General features: G+C 61.1%; 18 protein-coding genes. 17 read left to right on the forward strand and 1 reads right to left on the reverse strand.

The window, feature by feature from the left end; translation table 11 throughout:
* Positions 1 to 6: 6 nt before the first annotated feature.
* From ACESSC_RS00380 to rpsJ, 7 genes are all read left to right on the forward strand, one after another.
* Positions 7 to 4,485 carry a DNA-directed RNA polymerase subunit beta' gene (locus ACESSC_RS00380; RefSeq protein WP_373160793.1) on the forward strand — a complete coding sequence of 1,493 codons (4,479 nt, stop codon included), beginning with the start codon at positions 7 to 9 and terminating at the stop codon, positions 4,483 to 4,485.
* Positions 4,486 to 4,686: 201 nt separating this feature from the next.
* Positions 4,687 to 5,205: an RNA polymerase sigma factor gene (locus ACESSC_RS00385; protein WP_233508924.1), complete on the forward strand. Its 519-nt coding sequence runs from the start codon at positions 4,687 to 4,689 to the stop codon at positions 5,203 to 5,205.
* The gene (locus tag ACESSC_RS00390; protein ID WP_373160795.1) at positions 5,156 to 6,232 is read left to right on the forward strand and encodes a DUF4179 domain-containing protein; all 1,077 of its coding nucleotides are present in this window, start codon (positions 5,156 to 5,158) and stop codon (positions 6,230 to 6,232) included. The genes ACESSC_RS00385 and ACESSC_RS00390 overlap by 50 nt, the downstream gene beginning before the upstream one ends.
* 269 nt (positions 6,233 to 6,501) lie before the next feature.
* The gene (gene rpsL / locus ACESSC_RS00395) at positions 6,502 to 6,879 is read left to right on the forward strand and encodes a 30S ribosomal protein S12 (RefSeq protein WP_006235012.1); all 378 of its coding nucleotides are present in this window, start codon (positions 6,502 to 6,504) and stop codon (positions 6,877 to 6,879) included.
* Positions 6,880 to 6,952: 73 nt separating this feature from the next.
* The gene (rpsG, locus tag ACESSC_RS00400) at positions 6,953 to 7,426 is read left to right on the forward strand and encodes a 30S ribosomal protein S7 (RefSeq protein ID WP_006235013.1); all 474 of its coding nucleotides are present in this window, start codon (positions 6,953 to 6,955) and stop codon (positions 7,424 to 7,426) included.
* 19 nt (positions 7,427 to 7,445) lie between these two features.
* Entirely contained in the window at positions 7,446 to 9,545 is a 2,100-nt protein-coding gene (gene fusA, locus ACESSC_RS00405; protein ID WP_373160797.1) for an elongation factor G, read from the forward strand.
* A gap of 59 nt (positions 9,546 to 9,604) precedes the next feature.
* Positions 9,605 to 9,913, forward strand: a complete 309-nt coding sequence (gene rpsJ / locus ACESSC_RS00410; protein ID WP_022094184.1) for a 30S ribosomal protein S10 — start codon at positions 9,605 to 9,607, stop codon at positions 9,911 to 9,913.
* Positions 9,914 to 10,028: 115 nt separating this feature from the next.
* On the opposite strand, the gene ACESSC_RS00415 is transcribed toward rpsJ, so the two are convergent.
* Complete coding sequence (locus ACESSC_RS00415) at positions 10,029 to 10,805, reverse strand: biotin--[acetyl-CoA-carboxylase] ligase (RefSeq protein WP_373160799.1); 777 nt, start codon at positions 10,803 to 10,805, stop codon at positions 10,029 to 10,031.
* A 174-nt stretch (positions 10,806 to 10,979) separates the two neighbouring features.
* On the opposite strand from ACESSC_RS00415, the gene ACESSC_RS00420 reads away from it, so the two are divergent.
* From ACESSC_RS00420 to accD, 10 genes are read left to right on the forward strand one after another with little or no spacing between them, the layout of a single operon-like run.
* Positions 10,980 to 11,939 (forward strand): 3-oxoacyl-ACP synthase III family protein, encoded by a 960-nt coding sequence (locus ACESSC_RS00420; RefSeq protein WP_373160801.1) that lies wholly within the window; start codon positions 10,980 to 10,982, stop codon positions 11,937 to 11,939.
* A gap of 52 nt (positions 11,940 to 11,991) precedes the next feature.
* Positions 11,992 to 12,228: an acyl carrier protein gene (locus ACESSC_RS00425; protein ID WP_006235019.1), complete on the forward strand. Its 237-nt coding sequence runs from the start codon at positions 11,992 to 11,994 to the stop codon at positions 12,226 to 12,228.
* Positions 12,229 to 12,230: 2 nt separating this feature from the next.
* Complete coding sequence (fabK, locus tag ACESSC_RS00430; RefSeq protein WP_373160803.1) at positions 12,231 to 13,175, forward strand: enoyl-[acyl-carrier-protein] reductase FabK; 945 nt, start codon at positions 12,231 to 12,233, stop codon at positions 13,173 to 13,175.
* Positions 13,163 to 14,089 (forward strand): ACP S-malonyltransferase, encoded by a 927-nt coding sequence (locus tag ACESSC_RS00435; RefSeq protein WP_117655035.1) that lies wholly within the window; start codon positions 13,163 to 13,165, stop codon positions 14,087 to 14,089. The genes fabK and ACESSC_RS00435 overlap by 13 nt, the downstream gene beginning before the upstream one ends.
* A 30-nt stretch (positions 14,090 to 14,119) precedes the next feature.
* Complete coding sequence (gene fabG, locus ACESSC_RS00440) at positions 14,120 to 14,893, forward strand: 3-oxoacyl-[acyl-carrier-protein] reductase (protein ID WP_089572490.1); 774 nt, start codon at positions 14,120 to 14,122, stop codon at positions 14,891 to 14,893.
* 36 nt (positions 14,894 to 14,929) lie between these two features.
* Positions 14,930 to 16,180, forward strand: a complete 1,251-nt coding sequence (fabF, locus tag ACESSC_RS00445) for a beta-ketoacyl-ACP synthase II (protein WP_233544650.1) — start codon at positions 14,930 to 14,932, stop codon at positions 16,178 to 16,180.
* A gap of 3 nt (positions 16,181 to 16,183) precedes the next feature.
* Entirely contained in the window at positions 16,184 to 16,657 is a 474-nt protein-coding gene (gene accB, locus ACESSC_RS00450) for an acetyl-CoA carboxylase biotin carboxyl carrier protein (RefSeq protein ID WP_373160805.1), read from the forward strand.
* 9 nt (positions 16,658 to 16,666) lie between these two features.
* Complete coding sequence (gene fabZ, locus ACESSC_RS00455; RefSeq protein ID WP_342995752.1) at positions 16,667 to 17,089, forward strand: 3-hydroxyacyl-ACP dehydratase FabZ; 423 nt, start codon at positions 16,667 to 16,669, stop codon at positions 17,087 to 17,089.
* Positions 17,090 to 17,099: 10 nt separating this feature from the next.
* Positions 17,100 to 18,443: an acetyl-CoA carboxylase biotin carboxylase subunit gene (locus ACESSC_RS00460; RefSeq protein ID WP_117647602.1), complete on the forward strand. Its 1,344-nt coding sequence runs from the start codon at positions 17,100 to 17,102 to the stop codon at positions 18,441 to 18,443.
* Positions 18,436 to 20,154 (forward strand): acetyl-CoA carboxylase, carboxyltransferase subunit beta, encoded by a 1,719-nt coding sequence (accD, locus tag ACESSC_RS00465; protein ID WP_373160807.1) that lies wholly within the window; start codon positions 18,436 to 18,438, stop codon positions 20,152 to 20,154. The genes ACESSC_RS00460 and accD overlap by 8 nt, the downstream gene beginning before the upstream one ends.
* The last annotated feature ends 55 nt before the right edge of the window (positions 20,155 to 20,209 follow it).

The raw sequence follows: 20,209 nt of genomic DNA on the forward strand, positions 1-20,209 counted from the left end.
TTGACTGTGGCAGATTTCGAAGCTACTGATTTTGACTCGGTAAAGATCTCCCTTGCCTCCGCCGACCAGATCCGCTCCTGGTCGCACGGTGAGGTCAAGAAGCCGGAGACCATCAATTACCGTACCCTCAAGCCCGAGAAGGACGGCCTGTTCTGCGAGAAGATCTTCGGTCCCGCCAAGGACTGGGAGTGCTCCTGCGGCAAGTACAAGGGCATCCGCTTTAAGGGCATCGTCTGCGAGCGCTGCGGCGTCGAGGTCACCTCGGCCAAGGTGCGTCGCGACCGCATGGGCCACATCGAGCTCGCCGCTCCCGTGTCCCACATCTGGTACTTCAAGAGCCCCACGAGCTTCCCGATGAGCCGTATGCTCGACATCAAGTCCAAGGACCTCGAGAAGGTTCTGTACTTTGCCAGCTACATCATCACCGAGGTTGACTATGAGGCCCGCGAGGCCGACGCCGACGACCTGCGCGAGGAGCTCGCCGCCGATCTGGAAGAGATCGATGCCGAGTGCGCCCGCCAGATCGAGTCCCTCAAGGAGCAGGGCGACCCCGAGAACTTTGACGAGTTCTCCGACGAGGAGCCGCTGACTCCCGAGGAGATCGCCTCCGGCATCGTCGACATCGAGGAAGAGTGCAAGGATGAGAAGCAGCTCCGCACGGATGCCTTCAACGCCTTCATGAAGCTCACCGAGCGCGACCTCATCTCCGATGAGCCGCTGTTCCGCGAGATGACCCGTTACTACTCCATGTACTTCAAGGGTGGCATGGGTGCTGAGGCCGTCCGCGACCTGCTCGCTGCCATCGACCTCCCCTCCGAGGCCGAGAAGCTCAAGGCCATCATCGCCGACGAGGATTCCCAGAAGCAGAAGCGCGAGAAGGCCGTCAAGCGCCTTGAGGTCGTTGACGCCTTCCTGAAGGGCGGCAACAGCCCCGCGAACATGATCCTGGACGTCATCCCGGTCATTCCGCCCGATCTGCGCCCGATGGTCCAGCTCGACGGCGGCCGCTTCGCCGCGTCCGACCTCAACGACCTGTACCGTCGCGTGATCAACCGTAACAACCGACTCAAGCGCCTGCTCGACCTGGACGCCCCTGCGATCATCGTGAACAACGAGAAGCGCATGCTCCAGGAGTCCGTGGACGCCCTGTTCGACAACGGCCGTCGTGGTCGCCCGGTCTCTGGCCGTGGCGGTCGCCCGCTCAAGTCGCTCGCCGAGGCCCTCAAGGGCAAGCAGGGTCGTTTCCGTCAGAACCTGCTGGGCAAGCGTGTCGACTACTCCGGCCGTTCGGTAATCGTTACCGACCCCAAGCTGCTGCTGCACCAGTGCGGTCTGCCCAAGACCATGGCGCTGGAGCTCTTCAAGCCCTTCGTCATGAAGCGCCTGGTCGAGCTCGGCAAGGTCGAGAACATCAAGGGCGCCAAGCGCGCTATCGACCGCGGTGCCACCTTTGTGTGGGACATCCTCGAAGAGGTCATCGACGGCCGCGTCGTGTTGCTCAACCGCGCACCGACCCTGCACCGTCTGTCCATCCAGGCCTTTGAGCCGGTGCTGGTCGAGGGCAAGGCTATCCACCTGCACCCGCTGGTCTGCTCGCCCTTCAACGCCGACTTCGACGGCGACCAGATGTCTGTCCACGTGCCGCTGTCCAGCCAGGCTCAGGCCGAGGCTCGCGTGCTCATGCTCTCTGCGAACAACCTGCGCTCGCCGGCATCCGGCAAGCCGGTCAACATCCCCTCGCAGGACATGATTATTGGTGTCTACTACCTGACCCAGGTCCGCGACGGTCTGCCGGGCGAGAACCACGTGTTCGCCAGCTTCGACGACGCGCTGCACGCCTATGACTGCCGCTCCGAGGTCGACATGCAGGCCAAGATTCAGGTCCGCGTGTCCGCTGCCGACGCCAATGTCATCAACGAGGACGGCACCCGTATCTTCCGCGTCAAGAACGGCAAGAACGAGTTTGTCGACTACGACGTCACCGGCAACAAGACCGCGCGCTTCGAGACCTCTATCGGCCGCATTATCTTCAACCGCCAGTGCCTGCCCGAAGACTACGAGTTCATGAACTACAAGATGGTCAAGGGCGACGTGGCCAAGCTGGTTGCAGACTGCTGCGATCGTTACCCCGAGGCCAAGGTCGGCCCGATTCTCGACGCCATCAAGTACTCCGGCTTCCACTACGCTACCCGCGCCGGCCTCACTATCTCGGTGTGGGACGCTCTCATCCCTGCCGAGAAGCAGGAGCTGCTCGACCGCGCCCAGGCCAACGTCGACCAGATCAACGAGTACTTCGAGGAGGGCTTCATCAACGAGACGGAGCGCCACATCGAAGTCGTTAACGAGTGGACCGCTTGTACCGATAAGGTTGCAGCGCTCATGCTCGACATGTTCGACGAGGAGAACCCGCTGTACATGATGGCCGACTCCGGCGCCCGTGGTTCTAAGACCCAGCTGCGTCAGCTCGGCGGCATGCGTGGCCTGATGGCAGACATGTCCGGCGAGACGATCGACCTTCCCATTAAGGCGAACTTCCGCGAGGGCCTGCTGCCGCTCGAGTACTTCATTTCGACCTACGGCGCCCGTAAGGGCCTGGTCGATACCGCATCCCACACCTCGGACTCTGGTTACCTGACCCGTCGTCTGGTCGACGTGGCCCAGGACGTCATCGTCCGCGAGGAGGACTGCGGTACGCACGAGGGCGTCACCTACAACCTCATCATCCCCGGCACCACCGACCTCAACACCGACCTCGTCGGCCGTTGCTTCATCGAGGACGTCGTGGCCCCCGATGGCACCGTGCTCTTTGAGCAGGACGGCTACATCGAGAAGGTCGCCGACATCCAGAAGATGGTCGATGCCGGCCTCAAGAAGGTCAAGCTTCGCGCACTGCTCACCTGCCGCTCCAAGTACGGCGTGTGCCAGAAGTGCTACGGCTGGGATCTTTCCACCCGTCGTCCGGTCGCCATCGGTACTGCCGTCGGCATTATTGCCGCCCAGTCCATCGGCGAGCCCGGTACGCAGCTTACGATGCGTACCATTCACTCCGGCGGCGTCGCTGGCGTCGACGATATTACGCAGGGTCTGCCTACGGTCAGCCGTATGTTCGATATCGTCGGCAACGTCAACGAGAAGATTCTGGGTCGCGAGGCCGAGCTGGCTCCGTACTCCGGCCACCTCTCGATTAAGCCCGAGAAGTCCGAGTACGTGCTGACGCTCACCGACTCCGAGGATCACACCCGCGTCCTCGACGAGCGTCGCGTCCCCGCTTCGGTGCGCTTCATGCCCGAGATCGAGGACGGCTGCGAGGTTCGCGCCGGCGACCAGATCACCAAGGGCTTCGTCAACTTCCGCAACCTGCGCAAGCTGACCGACATCGAGTCGACGATGCACACCTTCGTCGAGAGCGTCAAGGACGTCTACACCAGCCAGGGCGTCGACCTGAACGACAAGCACATCGAGGTGCTCGCACGTCAGATGCTGCGTCGCGTTCAGATCACCAACCCCGGCGACTCCAAGTACCTGCTTGGTCAGTACGTCGACCGCTACGAGTTCGCCGACGAGGTCGAGCGCGTTGCCCGTCTGGGCGGTCAGGCTCCCGTGGCCGAGCCCGTCATCCTGGGTACGCTCAAGGTCGCGTCCAACATCGACTCCTGGCTGTCGAGCGCTTCGTTCATCCGTACCGCCGGCGTCCTTACCGAGGCTGCTATCGAGGGCAAGGTCGACCACCTGCTCGACCTTAAGTCCAACGTTATCGTCGGTAAGAAGATCCCGGCTGGTACCGGCCTCAAGCCGTACGCCAACGCCAAGCTGACGTATCGCACGGCCGACGGCTATGTCGACATCGACGGCCCGGCTTCGCCCAACGCCAAGTCGCTGCCCGAGTGGGCTCCTGTGGAGCTCAAGGACCTGGACGAGCAGCTCCCGCAGCAGCTCGACTGGGCCGGCTACGACGAGTTCGGTGGTGCTGACGGTTCGTTCACCCGCAACGGCCGCACCATCTCCGCCGAGAAGGCTCGCCTGTACCTGTTCGACGACCTGGGCGTGTCGCAGCGCTGGACCAACAAGTTCAGCGAGGTCGGCATCGAGACGGTCGGCGACCTGGTCGGCAAGTCCGAGGAGGATCTGCTGCGCATCGATGGTATCGGTGCCAAGGCGATCGAGGAGCTCCGTGACGGTCTGGAGGCCCACGACCTGCTCTACATCCTCGAGAACAACGACGACGTTGCCGACGAGGAAGACCTCTCGCAGCTGCTGCAGATGGTCTTTAGCCCCGACGGTCCGGACGACATCCTGCTGGGCACCTCCGCCACGCCGACGCATCACGCCGACGCCGACGAGGAGCTCCTGGGCGCCCCGATCGACGACAAGAAGGCTCCCGCCAACGGTGCGATCAACGAGGACATGGCGTCCCTCGACGAGCTGCTCAACCAGCTCGTAGACACCGACGACGCCGAAGAGGCCAAGGACAACGACGAGGAATAATTTCCTAGTACGTTAACCGCCCTTCCAAAGACCCGCTTCCCAACAGGGGAGCGGGTCTTTTTCGTTGAAGAAAACCTGCCAATAAGGGACAGGTTTATTTTGGTCGGCTTTTCATGCTTGAATTTGAAACATTTCGCCCGACAAGAGCGTATCTATGGTGAGGGCCTCATCGAGAACCATTAATGTCACCGGGAGGTGATTATGGAAGAACAAGCTTTTAGACAGGCGGTCGAAGACCACCGGGATGTCGTGTTTCGGATCGCATTGACGTATCTGCGTGATCGCGCTGACGCCGACGATGTCGCTCAAGACGTCTTTCTTAAGTTGCTCAAAAGCGACGCGCAATTTGAAAACTGGGAGCATCTTCGTCGATGGCTTATCCGGGTCACGATCAATGAATGCAAATCGCTCTTTCGAAAGCCGTGGAGGCGCGTGGAGGATATTGAGAATCTGGCCGATTCGCTTTCGACGGCGCAGGAGGAGACCAAGGCGGTCCTGTCAGACGTTATGCGACTTCCGGAGCGATTCCGTGTTCCCATCGTGCTCTATTACTATCTGGGCTTCTCGACTTCAGAGATTGCCGAGTTGCTGCATGTGCCAGCCGCGACCGTTCGAACGCGTTTAGCTCGTGGTCGATCGAAGCTCAAATTCATCCTAGAGGAGGGCGACCGTGAAATCCAATCAAATCAAGCAGGCCTTCGAGTCCATCCAAGCCGATAGCGATCTTGCCGACCGTGTTATTGATGCTGCTGCGGGTGAGCCGCTTCATCGAAAGGGCCACGCGAAGCCTCTGTATGTTGCCGTGATCGGATGTCTTGCCGGAGTGCTGGCGACCGGAGGGGTCGCCTACGCCGTCGTCAATTCCAGTTATTTTGCCTCTGCCTGGGGAAACCATGGCAACGGAGAGTCCGTTACCTGGACAAATGGCGGCTCGTCGGGGACGAAATATACCTACACCAGAGAGTTTGGTGATGGTATCGCGCCCCAAAGCCTGGAGGGTGCAGTCCAGAAGGTCAATCTGTCCGTCGAGGGCAACGGCTATACGCTCGACATTCATGAGATGGCAATCGACGAGAACGGTTGCGGTGCTGTGACTTTTACTTTGTCCAATCCGAATGGCGTTAACTACTACAAGCCGGCGGCAGAGCTTGGCGAACTTGTTCTCTATGGTGAAGAAGAAGGGGGCGTCAGTACGCCCAGCATGAACTTCGGCGAGGAATGGGCTGATACACGCTGCACCATTGATAAAGACACATCAAGCGACACGGTCATTAACGGCACGATGTACTTTGCATCTTGGAATCGCGATCGAGATTTACGACATGCGGTCACCTGGAATATCAGTTGGACGGAGGGCAAAGGTGAGGATGCGAAGGTGATCGAGGTATCGACGCCAGAGTTTAACGTCGGAGCGCACGTCGATACAAAAGAACTCCGCTCCGATGACTCGCCTCTCGAGATCAGTCCGTTTTCCATCCAGACGCACATCGATGATCTGGGCTATGAAGCAGTTGATCATAAACTGACCGTCAGCTACAAGGATGGATCGGAGCAGATTATCGAAGATGACGACGCAGGGGCGTACAACTTCTATGTTTCGATGGCACGCAATAGCGGAGAGAACATCTGGGTTCCGACAAGGCTCATCAATGTCGATCAGGTTGTATCGGTAACCCTTGAAGGAACGAGGTGCACATCAACAGGAGAGACCGAAACAGAAGTACCCTTTACCATCGTCTATTCGTAAGGTCTAGGCCGCTTCCTGCTAGAGGAAGCGGCCATTTTTGCGTTACATGGACGGCTGGAATGGGCACTTGCGCACAGGCGGGGATTCCTTTTATGGAGGCTTTGCGGAAATATGGCTATTTTGGGATACGCCCGGCGGCGTGGTCTGTTGACGGCACAGCTAACGGCACGTATCCTATCGAACTGCGTGTTTCGTAGGGGGATGCTGACCCCTCGATTCAAGCCGTTGCACTTTACAGAAAGCTGGAATCATTCGAGAAGGAGTACGCTTTGCCTACTATTAACCAGCTGGTTCGCCAGGGCCGTCGTTCCGTGCCCAAGAAGTCCAAGAACGCTGCTCTGCAGCACAACTCCCAGAAGCGCGGCGTGTGCACCCGCGTCTTCACCACGAGCCCCAAGAAGCCGAACTCGGCTCTTCGTAAGGTTGCCCGTGTTCGCCTCGTCAACGGCATCGAAGTTACTGCTTACATCCCGGGTGAGGGCCACAACCTGCAGGAGCACTCCATCGTGCTCGTCCGCGGCGGTCGTGTCCGTGACCTCCCTGGTGTCCGTTATCACGTCATCCGTGGCGCCTACGACGCTGCTCCGGTCCAGAACCGCATGCAGGCCCGTTCCAAGTACGGTGCTAAGCGCCCCAAGGCTAAATAAGCCAGATAACGTTTTGATACTTTCGCCGTGTGCCGCCTAGGCGCCGCACGGTAGACACTTAAGGAGATTTCACATGCCGCGTCGTGCAGCAGCTAATCGTCGTGAGGTTCAGCCTGACGCCGTTTACAACAACCGCCTGGTGACTCAGCTCATCAACAAGGTCCTTCTTGACGGCAAGAAGGCCACCGCTGAGCGCATCGTTTACACCGCTTTCGAGATCGTTGCCGAGAAGTCTGAGGGTGGCGACGCTCTCGCTACCTTCAAGAAGGCTATGGACAACGTCAAGCCCACGCTCGAGGTTAAGCCCAAGCGTGTCGGTGGCGCTACCTATCAGGTCCCGATGGAGGTCAACTCCCGTCGTTCCACCGCTCTGGGCATCCGCTGGATCGTCAACTTCTCCCGCGCTCGCAAGGAGAAGACCATGGCCGAGCGTCTCGCCAACGAGATCCTCGACGCCTCCAACGGCCTGGGCGCTTCCGTCAAGAAGCGTGAGGACGTCTTCAAGATGGCCGAGGCCAACCGCGCGTTCTCTCACTATCGTTGGTAAGTTAAGGTAAGGAACTAACATGGCTAAGCCTAAGTACAAGCTTTCCGATACCCGTAACATCGGCATCATGGCTCACATCGATGCTGGTAAGACCACCACGACCGAGCGTATTCTTTACTACACCGGTAAGACCCACAAGATTGGTGAGGTCCATGAGGGCGCTGCCACCATGGACTGGATGGTTCAGGAGCAGGAGCGCGGCGTAACCATTACCTCCGCTGCTACCACGTGCTTCTGGAAGAAAGACGGTACCGACTATCGCATCCAGATCATCGACACCCCGGGCCACGTTGACTTCACCGCCGAGGTCGAGCGCTGCCTGCGCGTCCTCGATGGCGCTGTCGCCGTCTTCGACGCCGTCGCCGGCGTTCAGCCCCAGTCTGAGACCGTTTGGCGTCAGGCTTCCACCTTCAACGTCCCCCGCATCGCCTTCATCAACAAGTATGACCGCGTGGGCGCTGACTTCTTCAACGCTATCGAGACCATGAAGGACCGTCTCGACGCTAACGCCGTGGCCGCTCAGGTCCCGATGGGCGCCGAGGACAACTTCTGGGGCGTCATCGACCTGGTCACCATGACTGCATGGGACTTCAAGGCCGACGAGAAGGGCATGACCTACCCCGAGCCGATGGACGAGATCCCGGCTGAGTTCGCTGACATCGCTGCTACCAAGCGCGAGGAGCTCCTTGACGCTGCTGCCAGCTTTGATGACGAGCTCATGGAGAAGATCCTCATGGAGGAGGACTTCACCGTCGAGGAGCTCAAGGCTGCTCTGCGCAAGGGCGTCCTGGCCAACGAGCTCAACCTCGTTTTCGTGGGTTCCGCCTACAAGAACAAGGGCGTTCAGGAGCTGCTCGACGCTGTCGTCGACTACCTGCCCAGCCCGCTCGACGTCAAGGCCGTCACCGGTACCGATCCGGACACCGGCGAGGAGATCGAGCGTCATCCTGACTTCGACGAGCCCTTCTCCGGCCTGGTCTTCAAGATCATGACCGACCCGTTCGTCGGTAAGCTTACCTACGTCCGCGTTTACTCCGGTCGTGCCGAGTCCGGCTCCTACGTCATCAACGCTTCCAACGGTCAGCGCGAGCGCCTCGGCCGCATCCTCGAGATGAACGCCGCCGAGCGTATCGACCGTGACGACGCTGCTGCCGGCGACATCGTCGCTTGCGTCGGCTTCAAGAACTCCACCACCGGTGACACCCTGTGCACCGAGGGCAAGGAGATTGTCCTCGAGAAGATCGAGTTCGCTAAGCCCGTTATCGACGTTGCCATTGAGCCCAAGACCAAGGCCGAGCAGGACAAGATGTCCCTGGCTCTGACCAAGCTCGCCGAGGAGGACCCGACCTTTACGGTGTCCACCAACCACGAGACCGGCCAGACCATCATCGCCGGCATGGGCGAGCTGCACCTCGAGATCATCGTCGACCGTCTGCTCCGCGAGTTCAAGGTTGACGCTAACGTTGGTAAGCCCCAGGTTGCCTACCGCGAGACCGCTGGTCACGACGTCGAGAAGGCTGAGGGCAAGTTCGTCCGTCAGTCCGGTGGTCGCGGTCAGTACGGCCACGCCGTCATCAAGCTCGAGAAGATGGAGGAGGGCTTCGGCTACGAGTTCGTCAACGCTATCGTCGGCGGCGTCGTGCCCAAGGAGTACATCCCGTCCATCGACAAGGGCATCCAGGAGGCCCTGAACACCGGTGTTATCGCCGGCTTCCCGGTCCTCGACGTTAAGGTCACCCTGTTCGACGGTTCTTACCACGAGGTTGACTCCTCCGAGGCCGCCTTTAAGATCGCCGGTTCCATGGCTATCAAGGACGCTCTCAAGAAGTCCGACCCGCAGCTCCTCGAGCCGATCATGGCTGTCGAGGTCGAGACCCCCGAGCAGTACATGGGCGACGTCATGGGCAACCTCTCCGGTCGCCGCGGCAAGATCGAGGGCATGGAGGATCGCAAGAACAGCAAGCTCATCCGTGCCAAGGTGCCGCTGGGCGAGATGTTCGGTTACGCTACCGACCTTCGCTCCCAGACCCAGGGCCGTGCATCCTACACGATGCAGTTCGACTCTTATGAGCCGGCGCCCAAGTCCATCGTGGACGAGGTCATGAGCAAGAACGCCTAAGTTCTGCTCCCTGTTACGTAATCCGCGAGAACATCTCTCGCACTCTTTGGAGGTTTAAGTTGGCTACCCAGAAGATCCGCATTCGCCTCAAGGGCTATGATCACGAGGTCGTCGATCAGTCCGCGAAGCTCATCGTCGAGACCGCTCAGAAGACCGGCGCTCGCGTTTCCGGTCCTGTCCCCCTGCCCACCGAGCGCAACCTGTACACGGTTATCCGCTCGCCGCACGTGAACAAGGACTCCCGTGAGCAGTTCGAGATGCGCACCCACAAGCGCCTCATCGACATCCTCGACCCCACCTCGGGCACCGTTGATTCGCTCATGCGTCTCGACCTCCCCGCTGGCGTCGACATCGACATCAAGCTCTAAGCGATATCGCTCATAGCTTACAGAGCCCCGCTGCCGTTACGGTAGCGGGGCTCTTTTGTTTTGAATGATGGTTTGGACTGCCGGGTAATGCTGCCGAGTAGGTGGCTGCGGCGCTCTATTCGCTCAATGGGCGCAATGACGCCTCCTCAAAATGGAAGGAACGCAAGCCGTCTTCCGTTTCGATACACGCGCGACCAAAGGCATCGACCGTTTGAAAGATGCCACGTGCCAGCTCGTCACCGGCAGGGGAACGGGCGATAACGTGCTCCCCAATCCAATTGAGATGAGCGACATAATCATCGTGGACGGGCGCGATCGGACCAGCGTCTTCTTCCATGGCGTTGAGGCGTTCTGCCCAGGCATCTACAGCGTCTATAACTGCGTGATAGACCTCATCGAGGAGCATGTCGACAGCAGGAACGTTCTCGTTAAGGTCCGAGAGACCGATTGCCGGCAGGCCGCCATCGGGCACCTCTTGGGGCGCATAGTTCACATTGACACCAATGCCACAGACGGCGAAAGGTTTGCCTTCGTTATCGCGTGCGGCCTCGACCAGAATGCCGCCGAGTTTGCGTCCACGCGCGACCAGGTCGTTGGGCCATTTGAGGCCAATCTCGTTTGCAAGACCCTGTTTTTCGAGCGCCTCGAGCATCGCTAGGCCGCTGACGGCAGCAAGACCAGAGTACTTCGCAGGATTAACGCATGGACGCAGGACAATCGAAAGCAATAGGTTGCCGGCGGTTGAATCCCACTTATGGCCGCGCCGGCCGCGTCCTGCTGTCTGAGCCCGGGCGGCAAGTCCTGTGCCGTGCGGCGCTCCCTGTTTTCCTGCTTCGAGCAGGTCATCGTTGGTCGATCCGGTTACGTCGACTATCGTTAATTTGGCATCCATAACGGCTGCTACCTCCTTAATGAATAAGTGAATAACGCAATGGTGTCGAGAGAGACACAATGTGAAGCCTTTGTCGCATTTGGACAATTTAATGTTAACACGTTAACAACGACTGAAATGCGCTATCCTCTCTTGGTCGATGTAAACACGTCAACAACTCAAAGGAGGTTAGTGATGGGTTTCACGATTCTTGGAACAGGCTCGGCGCTTCCTAAGCGCAGTGTTTCCAATGATGAGCTGTCCGAGTTCCTCGATACCTCGGATGAGTGGATTTTTACCCGCACAGGTATCAAGAGCCGCCATGTATGCACCACCGAGTCACTCGACGACCTTGCCGTGGCGGCGAGCGAGCAAGCGCTCCAGACGTCCGGAATCGATGCGAGCCAGCTGGATCTTATCGTCTGTTCGACGACGACGGGCGATCATCTCGTTCCTGCCGAAGCGTGCGCCATTGCTGAGCGCCTGGGTGCCACATGTCCTGCTTTCGACGTTTCGGCGGCTTGTGCCGGCTTCGTATTTGCGCTCGATGTCGCCGAGGGCTATATCGCCCGCGGTCGTGCCAGGCGCGTGCTTATTGTTGCTGCCGAGCAGATGACGCGCGCGCTCGACTGGACCGACCGTGCCACCTGCGTGCTCTTTGGCGATGGCGCGGGTGCTGCGGTCATAGAGGCTGGGGGAGAGAATCCCCTCGCCGTTGAGCTTTCGACGTCGCCTGACGTCGAAACACTGCGCGTCCCCGGATTGGCGGGCTCCTCGCCGTATAAGACGGCGCAGGACCGCGAAAGCGTGCTTTCCATGAACGGCCGTCGCGTCTTCAAGTTTGGCGTCAATGCCATCTGCGACACGGTCAACAAGCTCGTTTGCGACGCGAGCATCGCGGTCGAGGACATCGACCACTTTGTATTCCATCAGGCTAACGAACGAATCTTGAGCCAGGCGGTCAAGCGCTTAGGCGTGCCGGACGACCGTGTGGTCCGAACGTTGCGTGAAACCGGCAACATCTCGAGCGCCTGTATTCCGCTTGCTCTCGATCGACTGGCAAACGCCGGCGCACTTCACACGGGCGACACCATCGCCCTCGTTGGATTTGGCGCCGGTCTGGATATAGGTGGCTATCTACTTCGTTGGAAGTAGTCGCACATAGGAAATAAAAACGCCCCTAGGGCACAAACAAAGGAGAACTACCATGGCAGATCAGAAGACCTTCGAGCGCGTTTGCGATGTTATCCGCGAGACCGCCGGTCTTGACGACGTCGAGATGAAGCCCGAGTCCACGCTCGAGGAGATTGGTCTCGACAGTCTGGGCACCGTCGAGATCCTCGTCGCCGTTGAGGACGAGTTTGGCATCCAGCTCGATACCGAGGAGAACCCCAAGACGGTCGGCGAGTTCGCCGATACGGTCGAGGCGGCATTGGAGAAGTAGAGATGCTCAAGACTCCTCTCTGCGATCTGCTCGGCATCGAAAAGCCCGTGTTCCAGGGCGGTATGGCCTGGATCGCCGACGCCTCGCTGGCGTCCGCAGTGTCCGAGGCGGGCGGCTTAGGGATAATCGCGGCCATGAACGCCGACGCCAACTGGCTGCGCGACCAGATTCATGAGCTGCGCGCCAGGACGGATAAGCCCTTTGGCGTCAACGTCATGCTCATGAGCCCGTTTGCCGACGAGGTCGCGCGGGTCGTGATTGACGAGCGGGTGCCGGTCGTCGTGACGGGTGCCGGCAATCCCACCAAGTACATGAAGGCGTGGAACGAGGCGGGCATCAAGGTCATCCCGGTCGTTGCCTCGGTGGCGCTGGCGCGTCTCGTGGCGCGTCGTGGAGCCACTGCCGTGGTTGCCGAGGGTACCGAATCAGGCGGCCATATTGGCGAGACCTCGACGATGGCACTGGTGCCACAGGTTGTCGATGCGGTCGATATTCCCGTGGTTGCGGCTGGCGGTATCGCCGATGGCCGCGGCGTGGCGGCCGCCTTTATGCTGGGCGCCGCCGGCGTGCAGGTGGGTACGCGCTTTCTGATCGCAGATGAGTGCACCGTATCGGAGCAGTACAAGGAGATGGTCCTGAAGGCCAACGACACCTCGACGCGTGCGACCGGTCGCTCGACGGGACATCCGGTTCGCGCCCTCAAGAGCCCCTTCACCAACGCGTATGCCATGAACGAGGCGGCGGGCGCAAGCCCCGAGGAGCTCGGGGCCATGGGCACGGGCGCGCTTCGTAAAGCCGCAAAGGACGGTAATTACGAAGAGGGTTCGTATTTGTGCGGACAGATTGCCGGCATGGTCAACGAGCGCCAAAGTGCACGTGAAATCGTTGACGACCTGGTCGATGGCGCCGAGCACGTCCTGAAGGGTGCGTGCGCATGGGTGGCGTAGCGTTTCTGTTTGCCGGCCAGGGCGCCCAGCACCCCGCGATGGGCGTCGACCTGATCGAGGCATCGCCGGCCGCCGCCGAGGTGTTCGCCATTGCCGACGAGGTGCGCCCGGGGACCAGTGAGCAGTGCCGAAGCGCCTCCAAGGAGGAACTCTCGCAGACCGAGAACACGCAGCCGTGCGTGTTCGTTCACGATCTGGCAGCGGCTGTCGCCCTGCGTGAGCGCGGCGTGGTACCTGCCGCCTGTGCGGGTTTTTCGCTTGGCGAGGTCGCCGCGCTCACCTTTGCGGGGGCGTTCGATACGCGAGCGGGCTTTGAGCTCGTGTGCGAGCGCGCGGCGCTGATGGCCGCGGCTGCCGAGCGCCATCCGGGCGGCATGCGCGCCGTCATCAAGCTCGATGCGGCGCAAGTCGAGAACCTGGCAAAACAGGCCGGCGAGGACTGCTGGCCGGTCAACTACAACAGTCCGCAGCAGACGGTTGTTGCCGGAGCGCCCGAGGCGCTGCAGGAGCTCGACGTCCTAGTAAAAGAGGCTGGCGGCCGCGCTATGAAAGTCGCGGTGTCGGGCGCATTTCATAGCCCCTATATGGCCGAGGCGACTGAGGGGCTGGCGACGTATATCCAAGCCGGCCACGCGCCGTCACCGCTGCTGATTCCGGTCATGGCAAACATGACGGCGGCGCCCTATCCGGCGGACCCGCGAGCGGCATCGGATGTCTTGGCCAATCAGGTGAGTCATGCCGTTCGTTGGGTCGACACGCTGCATGCTCTGCAGAATCAGGGCATCGACACGTTTATTGAGGTCGGCCCTGGCAAAACACTGTCGGGCCTGGCCAAGCGTACGCTGAGCGACGTTCGCGTGTATTCGTGCGAAACGGCCGAGCAGGTCGCAGCTATTGCCGACGAGCTCGCATAGTCCACAGGGCTGTAACCCGAAAGGAATGACATGGGCAACTTGAACAACGGCGCGCTCGAGCGCAACGACTCACGTCGTGTGGCACTGGTCACGGGCGGCTCGCGGGGTATCGGCCGCGCCTGCGCTGTCGGTCTGGCGGAGGACGGCTTTGATATCGCCGTCGTCTATGCCGGCAGCGTCGATGCGGCGCGCAAGACGTGCGAAGCCTGTGAGGCGGTTGGCGCCACGGCACGCGCATATCAATGCGACGTGGCCGATCCCGCTGCTGTCAACGCGTGCGTGGAAGCGGTCCTCAACGACTTTGGTTCCATTTGGGCGCTCGTCAACAACGCCGGCATCACCCGCGATGGCCTGCTCATGCGCATGGGCGATGACGCATTCGATCGCGTGCTCGATGTCAATCTCAAGGGAACATTCAATATGACGCGCGCGCTCACCAAGACCTTTATGCGCCAGCGCGGCGGTTGCGTCGTCAACATGAGCTCGGTCGTGGGCCTGATGGGCAATGCCGGGCAAGCCAACTACGCTGCTTCCAAGGCGGGCGTGATAGGGCTTACCAAGGCGGTGGCGCGCGAGCTTGCGCCTCGTGGCGTACGAGCGAACGCGGTCGCCCCCGGGTTTGTCGAGACAGATATGACGGCAAAGCTCTCGGAGAAGGTGCGTACGGCAACCGAGGAACAGATTCCCCTTAAGCGCATGGCACGTCCCGAGGAAGTGGCCGGCGTGGTGCGCTTTTTAGCGAGCGATGCGGCTGCTTACATTACGGGCGAGGTCGTGCGCGTCGACGGCGGAATGGCGATGTAGAAACCAGGGCCGAAGAACGGCTTGGATGAGGAGACCATGATGGAACAGAGAGTTGCAATCACCGGCATCGGTGCCGTATCGCCGCTCGGCAACACCGCGCTTGCCACCTGGGCGGCCATGTGTGCCGGCACGTGCGGCATCGGCCCGATCACGCACTTCGATACCGATGCGTTTACCGTCAAGGTGGCGGCCGAAGTCAAGGGCTTTGACGGCAACGAGTACTTTGGCAAGCGTGACGCCAAGCATCTCGACCCCTGCGTTCAGTTTGCGATGGCGGCTTCGGACGAGGCAATGCACGATGCGGGCTTTGATGTCGAAGGCGCCATCGATCGTGAGCGTCTGGGCGTCTACGTGGGCTCGGGCGTGGGCGGCATGACGACGCTCGTCGACAACGTCCACACGATCGCCGATCGTGGACCTCGCCGCGCATCGCCCTATATGATTGCGATGATGATCCCCAACATGGCTTCGGGCAATATCGCGATCCGCCACAAGGCAAAGGGACCGACCCTGCCAGTCGTGACTGCTTGCGCGACCTCGGCCCATGCGGTGGGCGAGGCGTTCCGCGCCATCAAGCACGGCTATGCCGACGCGATCCTCGCGGGCGGCGCCGAGGCGGCCATTATCCCCGATGCCGTTGCAGGCTTTACGTCCTGCCGCGCATTGACCACCAACCCCGATCCCGCGACGGCTTGCCGCCCGTTCGATGCAGACCGCGACGGCTTTGTGATGGGCGAGGGCGCTTGCGTGCTGGTACTCGAGAGCATGGAACATGCGCAGGCGCGCGGTGCGCACATTTATGCCGAGGTCGTGGGCTACGGCAACACCGATGATGCTTATCACATCACGAGTCCCGATCCCGAGGCTGCCGGCATTGCCCGCGCGATATCGCTGGCGGTGGCCGAGGGCGACGTCAAGCCTTCCGAGGGCCTCTACATCAATGCCCACGGCACCTCGACCAAGCTTAATGATTCGTCCGAGACGGCGGGCATTAAGCGAGCGCTCGGCGAGGACGCGGCGCGCGCCGCACATGTCTCGTCGACCAAGTCGATGACGGGGCACATGATCGGTGCCACGGGGGCCATTGAGGTCATGGCCTGCGCCATGGCACTCGAGCAGGGCGTGGTGCCGCCGACCATTAACTACCACACGCCCGATTCCGCCTGCGATCTTGATTACACGCCCAATCGCGCGGTTCGCGCCGACCTTACCTGGGCGCTTTCGACCAACCTAGGCTTTGGCGGGCACAACGCCGCCATCGCGCTGCGTAGATATACGAGGAGCTAGAGCATGGATTCCAAAAGACTTGCCGAGATAGCCGATGTGATGGAGGACCGCGGCCTCACGCGCGTACGCGTTGAGGAGCCCGATGGCACCGCGGTCGAACTCGAGCGCGCGAGTGTGGCGCAGCCGGTTGCCGTGCCCATGCCTATGCCGGGTGCCGTGGCCGCTCAAGTTGCAGCTCCCACAGTCGCGCCTGCCGCACCGGAACCCGCCACGCAGACACCTGCCGCCGCGCCGGAGCCCAAGGGCACCGAGGTGACTGCTCCCATGGTGGGCGTCTTCTATGCTGCCCCTGCGCCGGGCGACGAGCCGTTTGTGCGCGTGGGCTCCAAGGTCAAGGCCGGCGAGACCCTCTGCATCATCGAGGCCATGAAGGTTCTCAACGAGGTGACGGCCGAGGCAGACGGTGAGGTGCTCGAGATCTGCGTGGCCGACGGCGACCTCGTGGAGTTTGACAGCTGCCTCATGAGGATCGGATAGGTGATATCCATGAACAAAGAAGAGCTTAAAGAACTGTTGCCGCATCGCGAGCCGATGCTTTTGCTCGACGAAGCCGAGCTGGTGGGCGACGAGGCCCACGGCAAGATCACGATTACGGGCGACGAGTACTTTTTGCAGGGGCATTTTCCGGGAAACCCGGTCGTCCCCGGCGTGATTCAGTGCGAGATGCTCGCCCAGAACTGCTGCGTGCTGCTGATGGGCGATGAGGAAGCGCGCGGCGCGACGCCGTTCTACACGAGTCTGGACAAGGTGCGCTTTAAGCGTCCGGTGCGCCCGGGCGACACGGTGGATCTAGTGTGCTCCATCACGCGTGCGCGCGGGCCGTTCCGCTTTGCGACGGGTACTGCGAGCGTCAACGGTGAGGTTTGCTGCCGCGCCGATATGTCTTTTGCACTCGTGCACGAAAGTTAAGGAAGGCTTCATGTTCGACAAAGTGCTCATCGCCAACCGCGGCGAAGTCGCGGTCCGTGTTATCCGCGCGTGCCGCGATATGGGCATCAAGACCGTCGCCGTTTATTCCACGGCCGATGCGGACGCGCTGCACGTGCAGCTTGCCGACGAGGCGTATTGCATCGGCGGCCCGCGTCTTGCCGAGAGCTACCTCAACGACGATGCCGTGCTCACCTGTGCCGTAAAGTCGGGAGCTAAGGCAATTCATCCCGGCTATGGCTTTTTCTCCGAGAAGGCGAGCTTCGTGCGCGACTGCGACAAGTTCGGTCTGGCGTTTGTCGGTCCTTCGGCCGAGGTGATCGACAGCATGGGCGACAAGGACGCCGCACGCCGAACGGCCGCTGCTGCGGGCGTGCCCATCGTGCCGGGCTGCGATTTGCTCAAAAGCCCCGAGGAAGCAACGGCCGAGGCCGAGCGCATCGGCTGCCCCGTGCTTATTAAGGCGCGCGCGGGCGGCGGCGGTCGCGGTATTCGCAAGGTCGAGCGCGTGGAAGATGCGGCAAAGGCGTTCATCGAGGCGCGTGCCGAGGGTGAGGCCGTTTTTGGCGACGGCGAGTGCTACATGGAGAAGTTCGTTGCGCCGGCGCATCACGTTGAGGTACAGATTATGGCCGATAAGCAGGGCCATGTGTTTTCGCTCGGCGAGCGCGAGTGCTCGGTGCAGCGCCGCAACCAAAAGCTGATCGAGGAGAGCCCCGCGCCGTGCCTCGACGGACGCGATGATATTCGCGCGCGCATGCACAAGGCCGCGCGCGACCTGGCTCGTGCCGTTGGCTATGAGGGCGCTGGCACCATCGAGTTTTTGTACTCAGATGACGGCAATTTCTACTTTATGGAAATGAACACGCGCTTGCAGGTGGAGCATCCGGTTACGGAGTTTGTGACCGATACCGACCTGGTTAAGTGGCAGCTGCGCGTGGCTGCCGGCCAGCCTCTGCCCTTTGAGCAGGAGGACGTACCGGTCCGCAACCACGCCATGGAGTGCCGCATCAATGCCGAAACGCCGGACTTTCTACCGTCATGTGGAACGGTCACCGCGTTGCGTGTGCCGGGTGGTCCGCGCGTGCGCTGGGATTCCGCCATGTTTACCGGAGCGAAAGTTCCGCCGTACTACGACTCCATGCTCGGCAAGCTCATCGTGTGCGCGCCCACGCGTGACGGTGCCATTCGCAAGATGCGCTCGGCCCTGGGCGAGCTCGTGATTGAGGGCGTGAGCGAAAACAGCGAGCTTCAGCTCGACGTGCTGGCAAACGACGAGTTTTTGTCGGGCATGTATCACACCGATCTGATGGGGCATCTCTATGCTGATGAATAGAAAAGCGAAGACGGTCAATGTCCTTGAGGGGCCGATAACCGAGTCGTGCGCCGAGTTCCCCGCGCGCCACGTGTTTGTCAAATGCCCGGAGTGCCGCCGTGTGATCGATGAGGCGCGCCTGCACGACAACCTCGAGGTCTGCCCTCGTTGCGGCAAACACTTTCGCGTGAGCGGTCGCGCGCGCATGCGCATGACGGTCGACGCGGGCACCTTTGAGGAATGGGATGCCAATCTGGCGTCGAAGGACTTCCTCTCGTTTCCCGGTTATGCCGACAAGCTTAAGAGCGTGAGCGAGCGTTCGGGCGAGCGCGGTGCCGTTGTGTGCGGCAGGGGCAAAATCTGCGGCTGCGATACCGCGCTCTTCTTTATGGATGCCAACTTTATGATGGGCTCAATGGGCTCCGTGGTGGGCGAGAAGATCTGTCGTGTCTTTGAGCGCGCGGCCGAGTTGGGGCTGCCGGTCGTTGGCTTTACCGTATCGGGCGGCGCCCGCATGCAGGAGGGCGTGACCTCGCTCATGCAGATGGCCAAGATTTCTGCGGCGGTTAGGCGCCACAGCGAGGCGGGCGGCCTGTATATCACGGTGCTCACCGATCCCACGACCGGAGGTGTAACCGCGAGCTTTGCCATGGAGGGCGACATTATCCTGGCCGAGCCCGATGCCCTGACGGCATTTGCCGGCCCGCGCGTGATCGAGCAGAACATGCACAAGCGTCTGCCCAAGGGATTCCAGCGTTCCGAGTTTTTGCTGGAGCACGGCTTTTGCGATGCCGTTGTTCCGCGTGGTGAGATTGCGCTCACGGTAGGCGAGCTGCTGGCGCTGCACGAAGGGCACGCGCCCGGCCTAGGGGCTCCGCATGAGATCGTGCATATGGGTCGTCGCGGCAAAAAGCTGGGACACTTGTTTAAGCGCTCGGCGGCACCAAAAACCGCGCTCGAGATTGTCAAGCAGACCCGCTCGGCAGATCGCGCCACGGCAGGCGAGATGATCTCGCTGGGCCTGGATGGATTTGTGGAGCTGCACGGCGACCGTTACTTTGGTGACGACGCCGCCGTGGTGGGTGGCATTGGCTGGAAAGACGGACGCCCCGTGACGGTTATCGCCATCGAGCGCGGCACCACGACCAAGGAGCGCATGCACCGCAACTTTGGTATGGCGCATCCCGAGGGCTACCGCAAAGCACGGCGTCTGATGCGTCAAGCCGAAAAGTTTGGTCGTCCGGTGCTGTGCCTGGTTGATACCTCGGGCGCGTTTTGCGGCATTGGTGCCGAGGAGCGCGGCCAGGGCGAGGCGATCGCCCAAAACCTCATGGAGATGAGCGGTCTTAAGACGCCGGTCGTATCCGTGGTGACGGGGGAGGGCGGCTCCGGCGGCGCGCTGGCGCTGTCTGTTGCCGACCGCATTCTTATGCTCTCGAGCTCTGCCTATTCGGTGGTAAGCCCCGAGGCCTGCGCATCGATCCTGTGGAAGGACACCGATCGCGCAGAGGAGGCCGCTGAGGCGTTGAAGCTCACGGCCCCCGACCTGCTATCGCTGGGCATTATCGATGGCATCGTTAAAGACGAAGGGTTGTCGCACGAGGAGATCGCCGACGCCGTGATGTCCGCAGCGTTCGCGGCTTTCGACAAGCTGGGTGCGCTCGATGCCGATGAGCTCACCAATCTTCGCTATGAAAAATACCGAGCGATCGGTCAGTATCGCGCAATGTGACAAAGTGTCCAAGGCCGTGGCTCATGTGGGCTGCGGCCTTTTTGTATCTTGTGGA

The organism is Collinsella aerofaciens (assembly GCF_964243765.1).
GTDB classification, from domain to species: Bacteria; Actinomycetota; Coriobacteriia; order Coriobacteriales; family Coriobacteriaceae; genus Collinsella; species Collinsella aerofaciens_BU.